Here is a 17,539-nt window from a genome sequence, read left to right on the forward strand (position 1 = left end):
AGAACCGCACACTGCCTCGGCTGCCCCGCCACCTCCTCCACCCCCTGCCTCAGCAGTCGAACCGGGCCGAGGACCGAGAACTGGATGCCTGCGCGCATGACTTCTACCGCCCTGAGCGCTCTTCGAGGAAACGGTCGAGGTCCAGTAGGGCAGTCTCGCTGCCGGTAGGGACGGCCTCGTGGGTCTTGGCGATCCACGCTCGGATCGGAGCGACGGGGCCTTCGAGGCGGGCGAAGCCGTCAGGAGATTTTAGTTCGATGCTGAAGTGTCGGCCCAGTGACGGCTGAATGGGAGCGATCCTCACGTCGCCGATTCCGGTCGCGGCCGTCATGCCCTGGTCGAGTAGTTCTCGAGCAAACGTCCACTGGACCACCCGGTCGGATGTGATGTGAAAGGAGACCTGGACGGCGTACGGGTCGGCACACACATAGGAGAATCTCGCGGGTACGCGAACCTGTAGGTCGGAGGTGACTGCGAGCGTCAAGCAAACGTTTAGTTCCAGGTCGGGATAGCCCATGATGATTCCTCTCCTGTGGTCGACATGCAGGTGGGAGCTGGTCGGTGGCCGACGGCACGCAACAGTGTTGATCTTGGACGCGTATACCTGGGTGACCGCACGCGCGTTCTGGCGGACTGCGGTCAGGGACGCCAGGCAGTCCCCCACGCTTAGATCTGGGCTGATCTCCTTTGACATCGTGTGGCACTCCGTCCACCGCGGTGTGGATGCCGTGTCGGCCTTCCCCGAGGGCACGACGGTCACAGCCTCAGTCGCGTGTCGCCCGTACTGACACGTCGGGCACAGCTCGGCCCGGCCGTCCTCGACCAGCGAGCCCATCCGTTGCACTCACGGCACTCTCGGGCCTTGGACACATCCACCCGCATCCGGCGCGCGGTCCCAGCCTCAACCGAGGTGACGCGTTGCTTCGCCGGCGTTCCGGCAGCCGGTCGCGTCACTGTGCCGTCCCACCGGACGTGACGGCCGGCCGATTCACCAGAGGCGGGCACGGCGGCCGGCCGCCAACGTTGCGCCGACCTGCGGCGCGACGGCTCTTCGTCCCGCAGGTGCTCGGTTCGGCCCGGCAAAAAGCCGTGGTCCAGCACCACAGCCTCCTCTCATGTCTCTGCCCAGTGCTCGATCGCAACTTCGGCATCCAACAAAGAGACTGCAGGCCCTGCCGGTTCTCCGGCATCGGCAACCTGCCGGAACTTCATCTGCCCCAGGCCCTTAGGACCCGGGGCAGACAGCCTTAGTAGTTGCCTTGTCACCGAACTCGATCGCTGCGTCCTTGCTGGTCAGACATGGTGTGGGCGTGCCTGGTCAATGGATCTGGCTCATTTTCACTGGAATCTGGTGAGGTCTTCTCGGTAACTCGACGGTTGCGGTGCGTAACGCCGGCTCCGAAGACGTCGTGGTGCCCTGGCCTCAGGCACGGGGTGAAGTCCCTGGTCGGAAGGGGTCTGCGCAGATCAGGTTTCGGCCGAGAGGCTTCACGTGCCGTCCAGAATCGTGGCGTCGAGCCTATGCAGCCAGCGGTCCGGACATATGGTCCACTTGAAGAGTGACTGGCTGGGCCAATCCTGGGATAGATCTGCACCTGGACCTTGGGGCGGGTCGGGGTGTACGGGCCCGTCTTGAACAAGCGCTGCGACAGGCCGTACGGGACGGTCGGCTGGCACCGGGCACCCAGTTGCCGTCGTCACGAGTACTCGCGCAGGATCTAGGGGTCGCGCGGAACACGGTCAAGGATGTATACGATCAGCTGGTCGCCGAAGGATGGTTGACAGCTCGTCAGGGTTCGGGGACCCGGGTGGCGCGGGAGACATTCGCCGAGCCTTCGCACAGCAAGACCGCTCCCATGGTCAGCACGCCAGAGGAGCTCGCAGAGTCATGCCACGGCCAGGACTACCCCTACGACCTGCGGTCCGGCTCACCAGATCTCTCGTCATTCCCGCGTGAGGTCTGGCTTGCTGCGAGCCGTCGGGCGCTGGCAGCCGCCCCCTATGAGGCTTTTGGCTACACCGATCCTCGCGGGCGACTGGAGCTGCGTGAGTCGCTGGCCGAGTACCTGGCGAGGGTACGCGGAGTACGCACCACACCAGAACTCATCGTGGTGTGCTCCGGGTTCGTCCAAGCTATCGGGCTGCTGGGGCGAGCGCTGTACAAAGTCGGCGGGCGGCAGATCGCGGTGGAAGCTCTCGGGTTGCCCGATCCGCCGACAATCCTGCGCGACGCCGGGCTGGAAACCGTGCAATTGTCACTCGACGCGGACGGCGCTCGCGTCGACCAGCTGACCGGCGAGGATGCGGCGTTGCTCACGCCGTCGCATCAATTCCCGACGGGCGCGGCAATGCCACCGGCGCGACGGACAGCCGCCGTGGCCTGGGCCTGCGAGCATGGCGCGTTGATCGTGGAGGACGACTACGACGGTGAGTTCCGCTACGACAGACAACCAGTGGGCGCGATACAAGGCCTCGCCCCGCATCACGTCGCCTACGCGGGCACGACAAGCAAAAGCCTGGCACCAGGGCTGCGACTAGGCTGGCTCGTGCTCCCGCCCCATCTGCTAGAGCAGATTATACGCGAGAAGCACCTCGCTGATCGCCACTCTTCTGTCTTCGACCAGTTGACCCTCGCCGAGCTGATCGCCTCGGGCGGGTACGACCGACATGTGCGGCACATGCGCGCACGTTACCGGCGACGTCGGGACCAACTCGTCACAGCGCTAGGTCAGCATGCCCCACACGTGCGCGTGTCCGGAATAGCCGCCGGACTGCATGCCGTGCTCAAACTCCCTGCAGACGGTCCGACCGAGGCCGAGCTGGTCGCCTGCGCGCAACAGCAGGGGCTTGCGTTGGAAGGGATGGCGTCGTTCGGCAATGACACCGGTCCAGCACTGGTCGTCGGCTACGGCACACCACCGGAGCACGCCTTCGCCGGCGCGCTCGAGCGGTTGTGCGCTGTGCTCGAAACTACAGGGGCTCGCAGTCACCGAGGATGGTCACCTCAACGGCCTTGACCACGACCACGAAGCGGTGCGTGGCTGGACTTGCCCTTCCGTGCGGCAACCGCCCAACGAAAGACCTGAATGCCAAAGGAAGCTGATCGCAAGGCGGATGTATCTCAGCGGGCGCGGCGGAGAGCAGGCAAGCAAACTGAGTCCGGGTCATACATAGGTGCAGGGCGGTGCCTGTGGCACCGACCGAGTGGAGCTGAGGATCAGGGTTTCCAGGTCCGCAGCATGGAAGCGATGCCGGCAGCCGTGCAGCGCGGGCTGTACAGCTCCTGGGCGAGCGCAGTGAGTTGCTCTCGGGTAGGGCTGACGGGAATATTGCTGGCCTCGAGATACATGACGGCGACCGCGCAGGCCACCGTCAGGTTGGAGCGCTCCAGCCAGCGGCACCGGCCCAGGGTGTGCACGAGGGCAGCGGCCCGCGCGTAGGGGCCGTCGTAGATAGAGCGGTCAAGGAGCTCGCCGCGATGACGGGCCACTGCGGAGACGGGTACTCCGTAATCGTCGACAGCGGGGTCACGCTGGCCGGCACGCTCAGCAACTTCGAAGATCCAGGACTCGTCGACGTAAAGGATCACGCGGCCGCGCCCGGCTGCCGAGTGTAGGGGGCGTCGAGCTGCTGCTCCAGGTCGTCAAGGAAGGATCCGTGCTCGTCGATGAGTCGCTGCGCTGCTGACATGCCAGCGGCCCTGGCCCCGGTCGTGTCCTCGACGATGAGGCGTTCGACATAGCGATTGAAGTCCAACCCGCGGGCTGCCGCAGCGTCCTTTCCAGCAGCGAGCACAGCGGGTTCCAGCCGGAGCTGAGTCTGCTTCTTCGTGGAAGACATACTTCAGGGTAGCACGGTGGTAGCAGGCGTTACCACTCGCCCGTCGGCGCATCTTCGGCCCATGCGGTTGCGAATAGGGGCGGTGAGGCGGGCCGGCTGCGAGCGAGGGCCCAAGCCGGTTCTCGTATGCAGCGGGGCGATCAAAGCGGTGGCGGCTGCCGCGACCCTGTCGCACAAGCTCAACAACAGCAAGGCCACTCTCGACACCATGCTGGCGAGCTCCGAGGTGCTCGGCATAAATCCGACACCGATCTTCACTCGAAGCAGCTCACAATCTTGACATCACGCGCCGAGCAGTCGCGGGTTCGAAGATTCCTTGGCTGGCTCGATTCCGAGTGGGTCGGCCTTAGCGGGAAAGCAGGCGACAAGAGCACGGTACCGACATCATGGTGAAAGGCTCCCCTGCATTACTGAAAGGCCGCTCATGATCAGCCGTCCCGTCTACGCCATCGAGCCATGGTGTCTGCGTGACCGCGCGCTCGACCCGGATGTCGTGGTGCAGAGCGAATGAGTCTTCACGTTGTCCAACGGCCGCATTTGTTGGCACGGCAATCTCGACGAGGGCCAGCCGCAAGCCCTGCCAGGCACCCACCTCGACGGTGTACACGAACTCCATTCGCTCCCCTACGCGGAAGCGGGTTACGGATACCTCGACTCCGGGCAGACGGCCATCAACGTTACCGACGGTAAGATTATTCGCCTGCTCGTGGACGACGAACCATTCGATCTACGCTACGGACAGTTGCGTTCACATGAGCGTATGCTCGATCAGCGCAGCGGAATGCTCCACCGTGTCTGCGAGTGGATCTCGCCAGTCGGCAAGACCATTCGCGTGCGTTCCACTCGCCTGGTCTCCTTCACCCAGCGAGCCATCGCTGCGATCACCTACGAAGTAGAGGCGCTGGATGCGGAGACCACCTTCGTTGTCCAGTCGGACCTCGTCACGAATGAGCCACTGCCTGCGCGTACCCGTGATCCGCGTGTAGCGGCCGCCATCGAGTCTCGCCTTCAACCTGAGGAACACATGGCCATCGGCACGCACATACGCTTGGTGCACCGAACAGCCCGCACCAACCTGCGTGTCGCAGCTGCAGCCGATCATGTAGTGCGTGGCCCCAGCTCGATCTCGAGCGAAAGCAGCGACGGCGTGGGACGCCTCACCATCACCACACTCCTCAAACCAGGACAGAACTTTCACCTCGAGAAGTACGTCGCCTATGGATGGTCTGGATCCCGCTCATTGCCAGCCGTCCGAGATCAGGTAGAGGCCGCGCTTGCCTACGCTCGCAGTATCGGTTGGCAGGGACTGGCCGACCAGCAGCGAGACTTCCTCGAAGACTTCTGGAGGCATACTGACATCGAGGTCGAGAGTGACGCCGAAATGCAGCAGGCGGTACGTTTTATGCTCTTCCGCGTACTACAGTCCGCCTGCCGGACCGAGTAATGGGGCGATCCCCGGCTAAAGGCTTCACCGCCCCAGGATATGAAGGGCGGCCCTTCCGGGGCACGGCGACCTTCGTCCTCTGAGTGCTGACCTCTACCTCGCCAAATTGCGTCGACGAGGCCCTGAATTGGTCACAACACACTCCGCCCACAGGGCGCGCCCACGCTCGCCGGTTCGGGCTGCGTGGGGCAGCCGTCCGCTGGCGGACGATCGACGGTACAGGATTTCCCGATACTGGCCGGCCGGCACCGCCGCTTTCCATATCAATGCCGATATCGCCGCTGCCGTCGTGCGGTACGTCTAGGCCACAGGCGATGCGAACGATCTCCCTTGGACTGTCCGTGCCGGATGGGGTGTTGCTCCGCGATGGTCGGCATCGTGGTTCGTTCCCGATGACCTGTAGACGCGGATCGGCCCCTCGCTGCGATGACCCCTTTGCAGGCATTGGTGCCGCACGCCATCCACGACGAAGTGGTCGGATCGATTAGGACCTTGATCCCGATGAAGCAAGGTTAGCGGCAGGGGCCGTTGGAAAATGGCGGAGCCGAAGTGAGAGGCGGAGTGCGGCTCTCCAACACGAGGAGCCGGCGCACGAAGCTCACGAAGGACGAACGACAGCACCTTGCCGACGTCGCAGTGCAGTCGGCTGCTGAACCAGCCCGACCGCCCGGCCGGTCATGCAGCCCGGCCTGATGTGCACGCTCTATGCGGCCGAGTTCGTCGGTGCAGAGGAGGTCGACGCGGTCCTAGCGGGCCATCGTCTTGATCGGTTGCTTCTCGTCTGCAGCTTCGATCAGCTGACCAACTTCACTGCCAGGGCGTACACGACCACAGGCTGCCCGGTCCTGATTGCCCGGCAAGCCGGTCTCCGCGTGTCCGGAAGTCGACCGCGCTGATCTGCCGCATCACGTGACGCAAAGAAGCCATCAGTGGACCATCTTGTCCTTTCAGTTATCACTATGTCTGGCCCTCTCAGGTTAGATGAAAGTAACCATCGGACCATTTAGTCCATCATGTATGCAGCGATGCTGCGCCGACCGTCCACAGGGAAGCCTGCACGCCAGGTAAGACGGCCGCGCACCGGACACAGACAGGGAGCTCCCTATGGCAAGCAGTCAGCCCATGGCCTCGATCGACCTGGGCCAGGTCGAGGAACTCGCCGCGCAACTGCGCGTCGACTCCGTTCGATCCAGCACCAGTGCCGGCTCCGGGCACCCCACCTCCAGCATGTCAGCCGCGGACCTGCTCGCCGTGCTGGTCGGAAGGCATCTCCGCTACGACTGGGACCACCCGGAGGCGGACGGCAACGACCACCTGATTTTCTCGAAGGGCCATGCCTCACCGCTGCTCTACTCCGTCTTCAAGGCCGTTGGCGTCATCACTGACGAGGAGCTCATGACCGGTTACCGGCGCTTTGGCAGCCGGCTCGAGGGCCACCCCACGCCGGTCCTGCCTTGGGTCGACGTCGCCACCGGCTCGCTCGGGCAAGGACTGCCTGATGGCGTCGGCGTCGCCCTGGCCGGCAAATATCTCGACAGGTTGCCTTACCGGGCGTGGGTTCTGTGCGGGGACAGCGAGATGGCCGAGGGCTCTATGTGGGAGGCACTGGACAAGGCCTCTTACTATGAACTCTCCAACTTGGTCGCCCTGGTCGACGTCAACCGGCTCGGCCAACGTGGGCCGACGGAACTCGGATGGAACCTCGAGGCGTACGCCCGGCGGGCTGAGGCCTTCGGAGCCCGGGTGCTCACTATCGATGGCCATGATTTGGCCCAGATCGACCAGGCGCTGGCCACCGCCGCCGACGAGAGCGCCGGTCGGCCGACGGTGATCCTCGCCCGCACCGTTAAGGGTCGAGGTTATAGCGAGGTCGCGGACCGCGAGGGCTGGCACGGCAAACCGCTCCCCGAGGACATGGCCGCCCGCGCAGTCGCCGAACTCGGCGGCGAACGCCACCTGCTGGTTCGCGGGCCCCTGCCACAGGGCAGCATCGTGTCGCCGGTCGCGGCTGCCGAGCCCGTCCCCTCCCTTCCCGGCTACACCTGCGGGGAGCGGATTCCCACCCGTAAGGCTTACGGCGATGCTCTACTCACTCTTGGACGGATCAATCCACGGGTGGTGGCCCTGGACGGCGAAGTCAGCAACTCCACTCACGCCGACGAGTTCGCCAATGCCTATCCTGGCCGATACTTCGAGATGTTCATCGCTGAGCAGCAGATGGTCGCCGCTGCCGTCGGGCTCAGCGTGCGCCACTACATCCCCTTCGCCTCGACCTTCGCCGCCTTCCTCACCCGAGCCCACGACTTCATCCGCATGGCCGCGATCTCCCAGGCCAACCTGCGGTTGGTCGGCTCCCACGCCGGCGTGGAAATCGGCGCCGACGGCCCGTCCCAGATGGCGCTGGAGGACCTCGCCATGATGCGAGCCGTACACGGATCCACGGTCCTCTATCCCAGCGACGCCACCAGCACCGTCGCCCTCACCCTTGCCATGGCCGACACCCGCGGTATCAGCTACCTGCGCACCACCCGCGGCGGCTACCCCGTGCTCTACGGGCCCGGTGAGAGCTTTCCGGTGGGCGGCTCCAAGGTGCTGCGCTCCTCCGACGCCGACCGAGTGACGCTGATCGGAGCCGGCGTCACCGTGCACCAGTGCCTGGCCGCCGCCGACCAGTTGGCCGCAGACGGCATCAAGACTCGAGTGATCGACCTGTATTCGGTCAAACCGGTGGACGCTGCCACACTGGCCGCCGCGGCCCGCGCTACTCAAGGGCGCCTCGTTGTAGCCGAGGACCACCATCCCGAGGGAGGGCTGGGCTCGGCGGTCGCCGACGCCCTACTGGCCGCCCGGGTGCCGCGACTGCGCCTCAGCCACCTGGCCCTTACGAAGATGCCCGGCTCCGGCACGACGGCCGAACTACTGGACGCGGCCGGCATCAGCGCCCGCCACATAGAAGCAGCCGCCAAGGAACTGCTCGCCGAGCAGTGAGCCGACCCTGTCGTAAGGGCGAGCCACCATGATTGCCGCGGCAACGGAAGCGTGCCTGTGGAGGGCCTGACCCGCCTGAGCACGGTCCAGCCGCGGCGCAGAGGACGCTCGAGCCACCCGCGGACGGTACGCCGTAACTGGCTGATCGCCTGCTGCCGAGACAGCCGAAGCCGTTACACACGGCCACTCTTGAGCCGACCGCGCAATCGCAGCACGGGATCACGGTCCCGGCACGCTGGAAGCGGTTCCCGTCCTGGACGGCGGTGCAACGGTGCCATGACTTCGGCCCGTCGGTTGCATGCCCCGGCCGCCGCGCCGTCTCGTTGACGGCGGCGCGGCGGCCGAGCGTGTCCTGCGCTGGCGACCGCGCTGCGGTCAGTGCCAGGCCCGGACGGCTGGCGCGCCGCCAGGGGCAGACGGCAGAGCCCTCGGGGGAGCCGTTCGCAAGGGGGTGACCTGTCGCGGACTATCACGACGTCGCGCGACGCCAAGCTGCTGTCCTTTCGTCCCCGTACGACCAGCCGTCCACACACTCCTTCAGCGAATCCGGCCGCAGGTTCCGCAGTCGCACAAGCAGCACCGGAAGCCACCGACTGCTGTCCGTCATGCCCCTATAGAGCCCACAGAGCCAGCTCACATGACATGGGACATCAGCCGCTGCTGTGGGGTGGTTGTGCCGGCAATGTCAGAACCGTCGTCGTACCAGCATTTACGGGTGCACATGCAATTGTGGACAACGCGAGCACGCGTGCTCATGCGGACAGTCAGTCCCAAATGGGTGGCCGCAGAGGAGGAGTTCGACCTTCCTCTTGTCGAAGTGCTCCTCCACACTGACTCCCGGGCGCGTCAGCAGTGCGTCTAGGCGCGTCGTTGAGGCCCCTCCGGACCAGGCTTCCGGAGACCGGAGTGGTGCCGAGGTCGCTGTCGCCGTCCTCGTGGCGCAGGACCCAGTCGTCGAGATCCAGGGCCACTTCCAACGGTTCCCTGGCCATGTAGGCGCGCAACCGACCGGCCTCATCGGCGGCCGGCACCCTTTCGGGGGAGAGCAGTTCCCGAAAGGCGGCCTCGGCCATCGCGAAGCGTATCCGTGCGGTACATGGAGACACCTCCAGGGCATCGCCGACGACTTGCCAGTCGGCACCGCTCATCCGTTCGAACACGGCCGCTGCGTCGAAGAACCGCTGCGCGGCTGTGATCACTCGGACGGCGTCGGCCAGCACGGTGCCCGGTGAACGGTTGGTGCGGTCGGGGTTCAGCTCGTGTTCACCGATGGGGACAAATGCACGGGCAAGGTCGGCCAGTTCGCATGCTACGTAGGCCATCACCAGCCTCGCCCGCGCCGCATCCGTGTATGCGGCAGTGGCTCCCGTGCCGTCTTCGATCATGTCAGTCAGCCTTTAGCCCTCGACGATGGGGATGATCAAGCGTGTGTGCCCTGCATGGTCAGCCGCGAAGGAAGTACAGGACGGTCGTCACCGTGGCCGTCGCCAGGAGGACGCCCCGCAGCAGCCGGGCGGGAAGACGGCGAGCCAGGTGGGCGCCGGCGAAGCCCCCAGCGGTCGCGCCGACCAGCAGGGCGGCCAGGAGCAGGGGAGCTCGCAGCGCGTCGGAGGTGAACAGGAACAGCACGCCCGAGGTGAGGAAGACGGCCGCGAGTTGGGTGATCCGCATCGGGTTGCCGGCCGCGGCATCGAGGCCGAGGCCGATGCTCCACAGGGCCACCATCAAAATGCCTACGGCTCCGCCGAAGTATCCGCCGTACACGGCGATGAGGAACTGACCGATCAGTACGGCCCGTGTACTCATGCCGGCGGAGCGGTCCAGCACCCGGGCCAGCACGCGGGACAGGTGGCGGCCGAGGGCGAGGACCACGGTGGCGAAGGCGAGCAGCCACGGCGACGCGGACTCGAACGACGAGGCGGGCAGGACGAGCAGCAGACAGGCGCCGACCCCACTGCCGGCCACACTGGTCGCGGTCAGCTCTGTGGTGGACGTGGCGCCCACCGGGGCGAGTTCACGCCGGTACACCCAGGCGCCAGCCACAGCGCCGGGTACGAGGGCGATCCGGGCGGCTGCGTTCGCCGTCACCGGCGGCAGGCCGACGGCGACGAGCGCGGGCAGAGCCACGAAGGTTCCTCCGCCTCCGACGGAGTTCAGGACTCCGGCGGCGACGCCGGTCAGCAGGACAAGAGCCAGCTCGGTCATCTGCCGAGCGTCACCCGCGGGAACCTGCTTTCACAATGCGGAATAACCGCACCCTGCCTCAGGCTGGGCCTTAGTCTGATCCGATGCGTTACGACCTGGACGACCTGCGGCTGTTCCTCCACATCGTCACGGAGGGGTCGATCACCGCGGGCGCCCATCGCATGCACCTGAGCCTGCCCTCGGCCAGCGCCCGAGTACGCTCGCTGGAACACCACGCCGGAGTGGCCCTGCTGATCCGCGGACGCCGGGGCGTACGGCCCACCCCGGCGGGCACGGCCTTGGCCCGCCACGCGCGCGACGTTCTCGACCGAACCGCCCGGCTCGAAAGCGCCGTCGCGAGCTACACTCGGCCCCCGGCCGCGCCGCTGATTCTTCTCGCCGGTGGCTCCGCGATGCACCGGCTCGTACCGCAGGCTCTGATCTCATTCCTCCGTGCCCACCCGGACACCGACGTCACTGCGTCCGAGAGCCGCACTCCTCAGACCGAGCGGAAACTCGCCGATGGCGAGGCGGATCTGGGCGTCGTCCTAGACGACGAGGCCGGCAGCTGCGGACTGCGAATGGAGCCCTCGGCGACGACTCCCTCGTCGTCATTGGGCAGGCCGGAGGAATCCTCGCCGGGCGGACCGCGCTCACCTACCGCGAGGCCGCCGAACACCCGCTCGTCGGCCTCGACGCCGACTCCTCGCTGCGCGGCTGGATCGAAAAGCACCTGGGACCCCACGCCCCCGCGGTGCGCCACCGCACCACCGTCACCGACCTCGGCGTCCTCATCTCCCTGGCCGCCGCCGGCGCCGGACTCGCCATCGTCCCGCGCCGGGCCATCGACCCTCGCCAGAGCCTGGAGGTATGCGAGCTCCAGGAGCGCTGGGCCCGCCGCCACCACCTGCTGGCCTGGGGCGTCACGGACCGCAGCACCTCGACAGCAACCGCGACACTCGCCGAACACCTCCGCAAGGCGGCCCAGTCCGAACCTTCCGACCGCAGCGCACACGGGAACAACCTCGGTCGATTGCCCTTCCACGACTGCTGACCGACCGCCTTGGGCTGCCCCGCGGACATGCCGATCGAACGGCCATGGCCCCGCCGACCGAGCATCCTGCGCTGACCGACCCCGCCGTGCTCACCCCTCGCCACGGAGCGCCGTATTCACCGTGCTGGCAGCGATGTCCAGTACGGTGCGCGAGTACCGCTGAACCCGCACACCGCTGCCTCCATCGGGCGAAAACCCGTGGCCGAATGCAGTGCCTTCAGGGTGGGCGGGGTGAGCGGGCCGCTGACATCGACGTCCTGCGGATGCTACGCAGCGTGCTCGCGCCGGGCGCTGACGTCGTCGACCTGCCCGACCGGTCACCGCCGCGGAGCCGACGTCGACGTACCGGCTCTTGAACCGCTGCTGGCCGTAAGTTGCACAGGCGCCACTGCGCGGTGCTCTGCGGGAACGGACGCTGTTGACCATCACAGGTCGGCTGTCGCCGGACGTCCAGACCCTGGTCGACGCGATCTTGCCCCTACACTCACCCGGACCGCGCCCACCTCGTGCGGCCCCGCGCTTTGGGACACTGCACGTGACCGTGGCGCGGGCACCTCGAGGGTTTCCGAAGCCGGTGGCCGACGACGGGATGACCTGTGGCCGGAGGCTGGCTAGGGCAGGGCGTGCAGGGGAGCGTGGTTGGCCTTGAAGAGACGTTCCCCGGCACGGCGGAGTGTGAAGTTTCGCAGCAGCGTCGGCAGGTTTCGGGCTTTGTCGCGGCGGTGGTTCTGGGCCACCACCCAAGCGACCCGCTCGGCACGCCGGGCCTGAAAGGCAGCCAGGGCCGTGGTGACATCAGGTTCGGCTGTGAGTGTGTCGGCGAGTACCAGACCATCTTCGAGTGCCATCGCGCCGCCCTGGGCCATGCTCGGCGAAAAAGCGTGGGCCGCATCGCCGATGAGGACAGCGCCGGGACGCGTCCAGACTGTGTTCTCACTCTCGTACAGAGCAGCGAAGTAAGCGTCCGCGCCCTGCTCCAGCAGACGTGGTACCGGCCCGTCGAAGTCGGCGAAGAGTGTGCGCCAGTCGTCCACCGGAGCGGTGATGACGGGGCTGTTGATATCGGCGTAGCAGTAGACGCGGCCTGCACCGAGTTGCACGGTCAGAAAGGTCCGTCCCTTGCTGCCCAGGCGCGCAGTCCAGTCGGTGAGGCCCGGTATCTCGGTGTCGTCAGCGATGAACCGCCAGCACACCTGGCCCAGGAAACGCGGTTCCGGGCCGCCGAAGAGCGAGCGCCGCACGGTCGAGTTGATGCCGTCTGCACCCACCACTAGGTCGTACGTACAGGTGTCGCCATCCGCGAAGGTCACGTTTCCGTCGTCAGTGACTGAACTCACCTCGGTATCGTGACGGACGGCGGTGCTGTCGACCGCCGTCCTCAGCACCTCGTGCAGATCGCCTCGGGTGATCGCCAAGGAGCGGCCGACCCCGCCCCAGATCCGGCTGACCTCGAACTCCGCAAGCGGGTGCCCGTGCTGATCGTGGAGTCGCTGCCACAGCACAGGCTCCGCGCGCTTGTCTATCTCATCCCCCACTCCGAGACTCTGGAGCGTGCGAACGGCGTTCGCCGGAAGGTAGAGGCCGGTGCCGGCCTGTCCGGTGTCCGCACGGCGCTCGACGACGTCCACCGGAAAACCACGGTCCAGTAGAGCTTTGGCTAGCGTCAGGCCAGAGATTCCGGCTCCGACGATCAAAGTACGAGGCTTATTCACCAAGGTTTCCTTACCAACATCGGACGACGCAACGACGCCGTCGGACTAGCCTGAACTGCACGGGTGCATACCGCAGGACAACGAGTCCCACGCGACCTCCTATTTTGCGTCATGCTCCGGGTGGCTCGATCGGGCCGCCGACAGGCAGTGCCTCCGTTACCGGCTTCGTGGCACGGCTGGATCAGGCGGTTGAGATCGGAGACCGTGACGAGGGCGCCGGTTCTCGCGTGGCATCTGGTGAACGGATTATTTGCGGGGTATACCGGTCACTGGCGGCCACAGCACATTGTTTGTGACGGAGAAGTCGCTCAGGCAGGTGTGATGTTGTGGTTATGACGGAAGACGTTGTTCGGGTCGTGGTGACGCTTCACGGCGACGAGCCGGTCGTAGCGTTCCTTGCCGTAAACGGCGCGGACCCCGTCCGTGTCGGTTGCTTCATTCGGCGAAAGGAAGTTCACCATGTTGCGTTCTGCCACCCAGGGGGCCAGTCCGTCCACAACGCGTCCGAGATCGGTCTCGAGTTCTTCGGCACGATCGAGCGTGCCCACGGCGAAAGCGAAGACGACATACGGCAGTCCCTTACTAGGTACTGAGTTAGGGAACTGCGGCTCGCGGTCGAAGGCGCCGCCAAGAGCGCGGATCTCCACGGTCGTCAATGTGCAGTTCGACTTGGCGCCTGTCAGCTCCACGAGTGCCTGTGCGGTCTCTTCGGAGAAGTCCGTCAGGCAAACACAGCGGTCGAAGTACGGCATCGGGTCCACTGGGTCCAGGTGGATGTCTCCGATCGATGTGACGGGCTTCTCCCCAACGAGGTCGAGCAGGGCCGGAGCAGCTTGCCTCAGAGGTGCGAGAAGTTGCTCGCCTGCGGTCGCAGTGCCGAGATAGCCGATCCGAAGATGGACGACGAACTCACCCCGCAGCGGCTCGGGAAGTGCCGGCAGGTCGGGGAGGCGCTGCACCGCGATGGACGACGTCATGTCGTCGCCGACGGTGGGCAGCCACATGCGCCATGCCGTCAGGACACGGTCCAGGTCGTTTCCGCGGAAGTAGATGCCTCCGCCGTAGAAACGGGTGACGGGGAACACCTCGAACTCGATCGCGGTCACGACTCCGAAGTTGCCCTTGCCGCCCAGTAGAGCCCAATAGAGGTCGGGGTCGCCCTCGGGTGTGATCCTGCGCAACTCTCCGTCCGCGGTCACCACTTCCAGCCACGTGACGTGGTCCGCAGCATAGCCGTAGGTGCGGCCCAACAGCGGGCTCTGCCCTCCCCCCAGCGTGTAACCGATAACTCCGACCTCCGGCGCCGAACCGGAGACCGGGGCAAGCCCGTGCTCGCCCGCACGGGGCAATACTTCACTCCAGCGCACACCAGCTTCGGCGCGTACGGTGCGCTCCTCAGCGTTGACGGAAATCCCCTTCATCCGCTGAGTGGTGATGAGCAGCCAGCCTTCAGCCGACGAAACCATCTGGTGGGCACTGGACTTCACGGCGACTGGCAGTTCGAACCTGCGGGCGAACCGCACCGCCGCGACGACATCTTCAGCATTGGCTGCGCCCACCACGACTGCTGGCTTGAGAACGCAGTTCAGGTTGTATGTGGCGCACTCAGCTGCGTAGCCTTCCGCGCCCGGCTCCAGAACGGGTCCAGTAACGTTCTGCCGCAGCTCTGCTACGTCCTCGGGTTTCACTCTTGCACCTATCAGCTCGGCCATGCTCTCGCTCATTTCCCCGTCCATGTTCACTCCGCTGCGCCTTTCACTGTCCGTTTGAAATGCGACCCGATGCGCCTAACGCGCGTTAAAACCGCTCCACCGTTCAACTGATAGAGCAGGGGCAGAAGCTGCTGTCGCTGCTGATCACCGCTGGACACTGGCATGACAGCCCGCAGTTCCAGCCCGTCCTTGAAGGCAAGCGAGTTGCGCGGACCGGATTATCAGCCGTTTTAGCGTCCACACCGACCGGCCTCTTACCTGTGATGCCGTGTTCTTTATCTGTGAGTGGGGTGGGGTGGCAGCGGGTGGGCGTCAGCCAGTTCGGGGGATGGACTTCCTGGTAGTGGGTGTAGGGCGGGGCTGTAGTCGCTGTCACGGGATGACCAAGCGGCTCTTGTGGTGCGGCTAGGGGTCTGTTGCGAAAGCGCTGATCACAGCCGTTCGTTGATGGCTGTGACCAGCACTGTCGCGTCGTAGCGCACGGCCAACTTGTCGTATCGCGTGGCCGCCGCGCGGTGCCGCTTCAGCCGGTTGATCCCGCACTCCACCGCATGACGCTCCTTGTACCTCGTCGCCGGCAGTGGTTCGGTCGGCGCCTGCAAGTCGTCCACGGTCAAGCCCTCAAGGGACGGACAACGCTCGTCCTAGCAACTTGGGGCCGCGACAGGGGCAGACACGGCTCGTCGTGTCGACCGCTCTACGCGGCGCGCTCGCGATCCTTGGATCCCGACGCCGTGAGGACGACGTTGTGCAAGTCTTGGCCCCGCGCGTATCGGTGCAATTGTCGTCGCAGGAAGTCCTTGCTCATTTCGGGGAAGGCGTCGGTGAACGCAGCTACATGTGGTGTGATCAACACGCCGGGCAGATTCCAGAGAGGATGACCGCCAGGCAGGGGTTCAGGGTCCGTCACGTCTAGGGCAGCACGAAGCCGGCCCTTGTCTATTTCGTGGACGACGGCGGCGGTGTCCACGAGTTCCCCACGGGCTACGTTCACCAGCAGGGCTCCATTCTTTAGAAGCGCCAGAGCGTCTGCGTCGAACATGCCGCGTGTCTGCTCGGTCAGCGGAGCGCAAAGCACCACGGCATCTACTGTGGGCAGCAGTCGCCGGAGGTCCTCCGTCCCGTGTACACGGCCGGCCGCCGCCATGCGTCCTGTCTGTGCTACGAGCACCAACTCGCATCGGAATGCGCTCAATCTGGCCGCGACAGCCGCGCCTACTGCGCCGTATCCGACGACCATGACCCGCTTGCTGACAAGCGTGGATTGGTACTCGGGTCGCCACTGCTGTTTTCCTTGCCGGTGCACGAACCGGTCGATCCCGCGTGAGAGAGCCAGCAGAAGCGTGACGGCCAACTCTGCGGTGGCATCGCCATGTACTCCGCGCGCTGTCGCCAGCGTTGCACCGGCTGGCACCTCGTCGAGTAGCGGCTTCATATAGTCGTAGCCCGAGCTGAGCAGTTGGACGACTTCCAGATGCCGCATCCGCGGCAGCACACGGCTGAGGGCACCCTCTGCACCTGGCACTGGAGGCCCCACCAGGAAGCGCACCTCCGCTGGGTCACCGGGCAGCACGGCCGAACCGTCCCAGTAGCCGTAGGAAAGGGTCTCCGGCAATCCGGGAATCTCTTCCTTGGGGTACGGGAGCCACACAGTTATGCCGTCCTGCATCGTGCCTCAGTTTCTCCGTTTTTGAGCATCGCGGACTAACGACCTATGAGTCGTTTCCTGCCGCGGAGAGGATTCCTCACACGCTACCCCTGCCCACCTGTCGGACCACACGCAGGCTATCTACTCCGCACACACGGGCCATCTACACTGATGCCCAGCCGTCTTCACTGCTTTCATGCATGCGTCATGGCTTCGAGTTCGAGTGAGGATCATCACAGAGAATCCAGGACTTTCATGCTGCACCGAAATCAGAAGTCCTGGATTCAGTCAAGGAGCGTATTGAGGTGTGATCACGTTGCGGGATTCACCTTCACTGTGGGGCCCGGTTCCGTATCGGTTCTTGCGTGATGGCCCCGGACTCCCGTCTCTGACCCACGGTTTGAGGTAGTCACCGCTCGCCTCCGCTCTCCAGTTGCTCGTGTCCGGCCGGTTCGTTAGGCCGAACGAGTAGTCGGTGGAGGGCACTTCATCGGACGGCACCCCTTCGGCGGCCCGGCCAGTGCGAGCCCGGGCCCGTCGCGCCCCTCGACGCTCACAGACCACCGTGGTCTGCCGGCCGGCGGTCGCAGGTGCTCGGCATCATCAGTTCAAACTCAGTAGATCGGTCACGTGGAGGACACTTGGATGACGCTCTCGGACTCACCGGCGGTGTCAAAGATTCGGAGAGCGAGGCGGAGTTGGATGCTGAAGAGAGAGTCGTTTCCGGCCGCGTTGATGTCAGTGACCCCTTGGGATGAACCCAAAGGGTCACTGAGTTGTGCACATTCGGCAGGATTCGAACCTGCAAGCTTCTGACTGGTAGACACAGGTGCCATACGTGTAGGCCGTACGCCGTACCGTGGTGCCCATGCAGATCTTCGGCGTGGACATCGGTGGATCCGGAATCAAGGGCGCTCCCGTGGACCTGGAGCGGGGCGTCCTGGTGGAGGAGCGCTT

The 17,539-nt window shown here is 65.5% G+C and carries 10 protein-coding genes and 4 pseudogenes; 5 read left to right on the top strand and 9 right to left on the bottom strand.

Annotation, left to right across the window (positions count from 1 at the left end):
• Nucleotides 1-103 precede the first annotated feature (103 nt).
• Entirely contained in the window at nucleotides 104-835 is a 732-nt protein-coding gene (locus ADL25_RS51455) for an SsgA family sporulation/cell division regulator (protein WP_234381320.1), read from the bottom strand.
• Between the two features lie 724 nt (nucleotides 836-1,559).
• Here ADL25_RS51455 and ADL25_RS44810 point away from each other — a divergent pair.
• Nucleotides 1,560-3,017: a PLP-dependent aminotransferase family protein gene (locus ADL25_RS44810; RefSeq protein ID WP_059133750.1), complete on the top strand. Its 1,458-nt coding sequence runs from the start codon at nucleotides 1,560-1,562 to the stop codon at nucleotides 3,015-3,017.
• Between the two features lie 200 nt (nucleotides 3,018-3,217).
• On the opposite strand, the gene ADL25_RS44815 is transcribed toward ADL25_RS44810, so the two are convergent.
• A complete protein-coding gene (locus ADL25_RS44815) occupies nucleotides 3,218-3,589 on the bottom strand; it encodes a hypothetical protein (RefSeq protein ID WP_059133751.1) in 372 nt (123 codons plus the stop codon).
• Nucleotides 3,586-3,840, bottom strand: a complete 255-nt coding sequence (locus ADL25_RS44820) for a hypothetical protein (protein WP_059133752.1) — start codon at nucleotides 3,838-3,840, stop codon at nucleotides 3,586-3,588. The genes ADL25_RS44815 and ADL25_RS44820 overlap by 4 nt, the downstream gene beginning before the upstream one ends.
• Before the next feature lie 424 nt (nucleotides 3,841-4,264).
• On the opposite strand from ADL25_RS44820, the pseudogene ADL25_RS44825 reads away from it, so the two are divergent.
• Together ADL25_RS44825 and ADL25_RS44835 are read left to right on the top strand one after the other, a co-directional pair.
• Nucleotides 4,265-5,585 (top strand): annotated as a pseudogene (locus ADL25_RS44825) (family 65 glycosyl hydrolase); the annotation flags it as partial.
• Between the two features lie 803 nt (nucleotides 5,586-6,388).
• Nucleotides 6,389-8,272, top strand: a complete 1,884-nt coding sequence (locus ADL25_RS44835) for a transketolase (RefSeq protein ID WP_059133755.1) — start codon at nucleotides 6,389-6,391, stop codon at nucleotides 8,270-8,272.
• A 764-nt stretch (nucleotides 8,273-9,036) separates the two neighbouring features.
• On the opposite strand, the gene ADL25_RS44840 is transcribed toward ADL25_RS44835, so the two are convergent.
• A complete protein-coding gene (locus ADL25_RS44840; protein ID WP_234381321.1) occupies nucleotides 9,037-9,657 on the bottom strand; it encodes a hypothetical protein in 621 nt (206 codons plus the stop codon).
• Nucleotides 9,658-9,715: 58 nt separating this feature from the next.
• Nucleotides 9,716-10,477, bottom strand: a complete 762-nt coding sequence (locus ADL25_RS44845) for a sulfite exporter TauE/SafE family protein (RefSeq protein ID WP_059133756.1) — start codon at nucleotides 10,475-10,477, stop codon at nucleotides 9,716-9,718.
• 83 nt (nucleotides 10,478-10,560) lie between these two features.
• On the opposite strand from ADL25_RS44845, the pseudogene ADL25_RS44850 reads away from it, so the two are divergent.
• Nucleotides 10,561-11,510 (top strand): annotated as a pseudogene (locus tag ADL25_RS44850) (LysR substrate-binding domain-containing protein).
• Between the two features lie 611 nt (nucleotides 11,511-12,121).
• On the opposite strand, the gene ADL25_RS44855 reads toward ADL25_RS44850, so the two are convergent.
• From ADL25_RS44855 to ADL25_RS44870, 4 genes and pseudogenes are all read right to left on the bottom strand, one after another.
• Nucleotides 12,122-13,222 carry an FAD-dependent monooxygenase gene (locus ADL25_RS44855; RefSeq protein WP_234381322.1) on the bottom strand — a complete coding sequence of 367 codons (1,101 nt, stop codon included), beginning with the start codon at nucleotides 13,220-13,222 and terminating at the stop codon, nucleotides 12,122-12,124.
• A 308-nt stretch (nucleotides 13,223-13,530) separates the two neighbouring features.
• Nucleotides 13,531-14,934 (bottom strand): FAD-binding oxidoreductase, encoded by a 1,404-nt coding sequence (locus ADL25_RS44860; protein ID WP_059133758.1) that lies wholly within the window; start codon nucleotides 14,932-14,934, stop codon nucleotides 13,531-13,533.
• Between the two features lie 431 nt (nucleotides 14,935-15,365).
• Nucleotides 15,366-15,500: pseudogene (locus ADL25_RS44865) on the bottom strand (IS5/IS1182 family transposase); the annotation flags it as partial.
• Between the two features lie 131 nt (nucleotides 15,501-15,631).
• On the bottom strand, nucleotides 15,632-16,603 hold the full coding sequence (locus ADL25_RS44870; protein WP_059133760.1) for an NAD(P)-dependent oxidoreductase: 972 nt from the start codon (nucleotides 16,601-16,603) through the stop codon (nucleotides 15,632-15,634).
• An 847-nt stretch (nucleotides 16,604-17,450) separates the two neighbouring features.
• Between ADL25_RS44870 and ADL25_RS48790 the strand changes: the two are divergent.
• Nucleotides 17,451-17,539 (top strand): annotated as a pseudogene (locus ADL25_RS48790) (ROK family protein); the annotation flags it as partial.

Origin of the sequence: Streptomyces sp. NRRL F-5122, assembly GCF_001507435.1 — a bacterium.
Lineage (GTDB): Bacteria > Actinomycetota > Actinomycetes > Streptomycetales > Streptomycetaceae > Streptomyces > Streptomyces lannensis.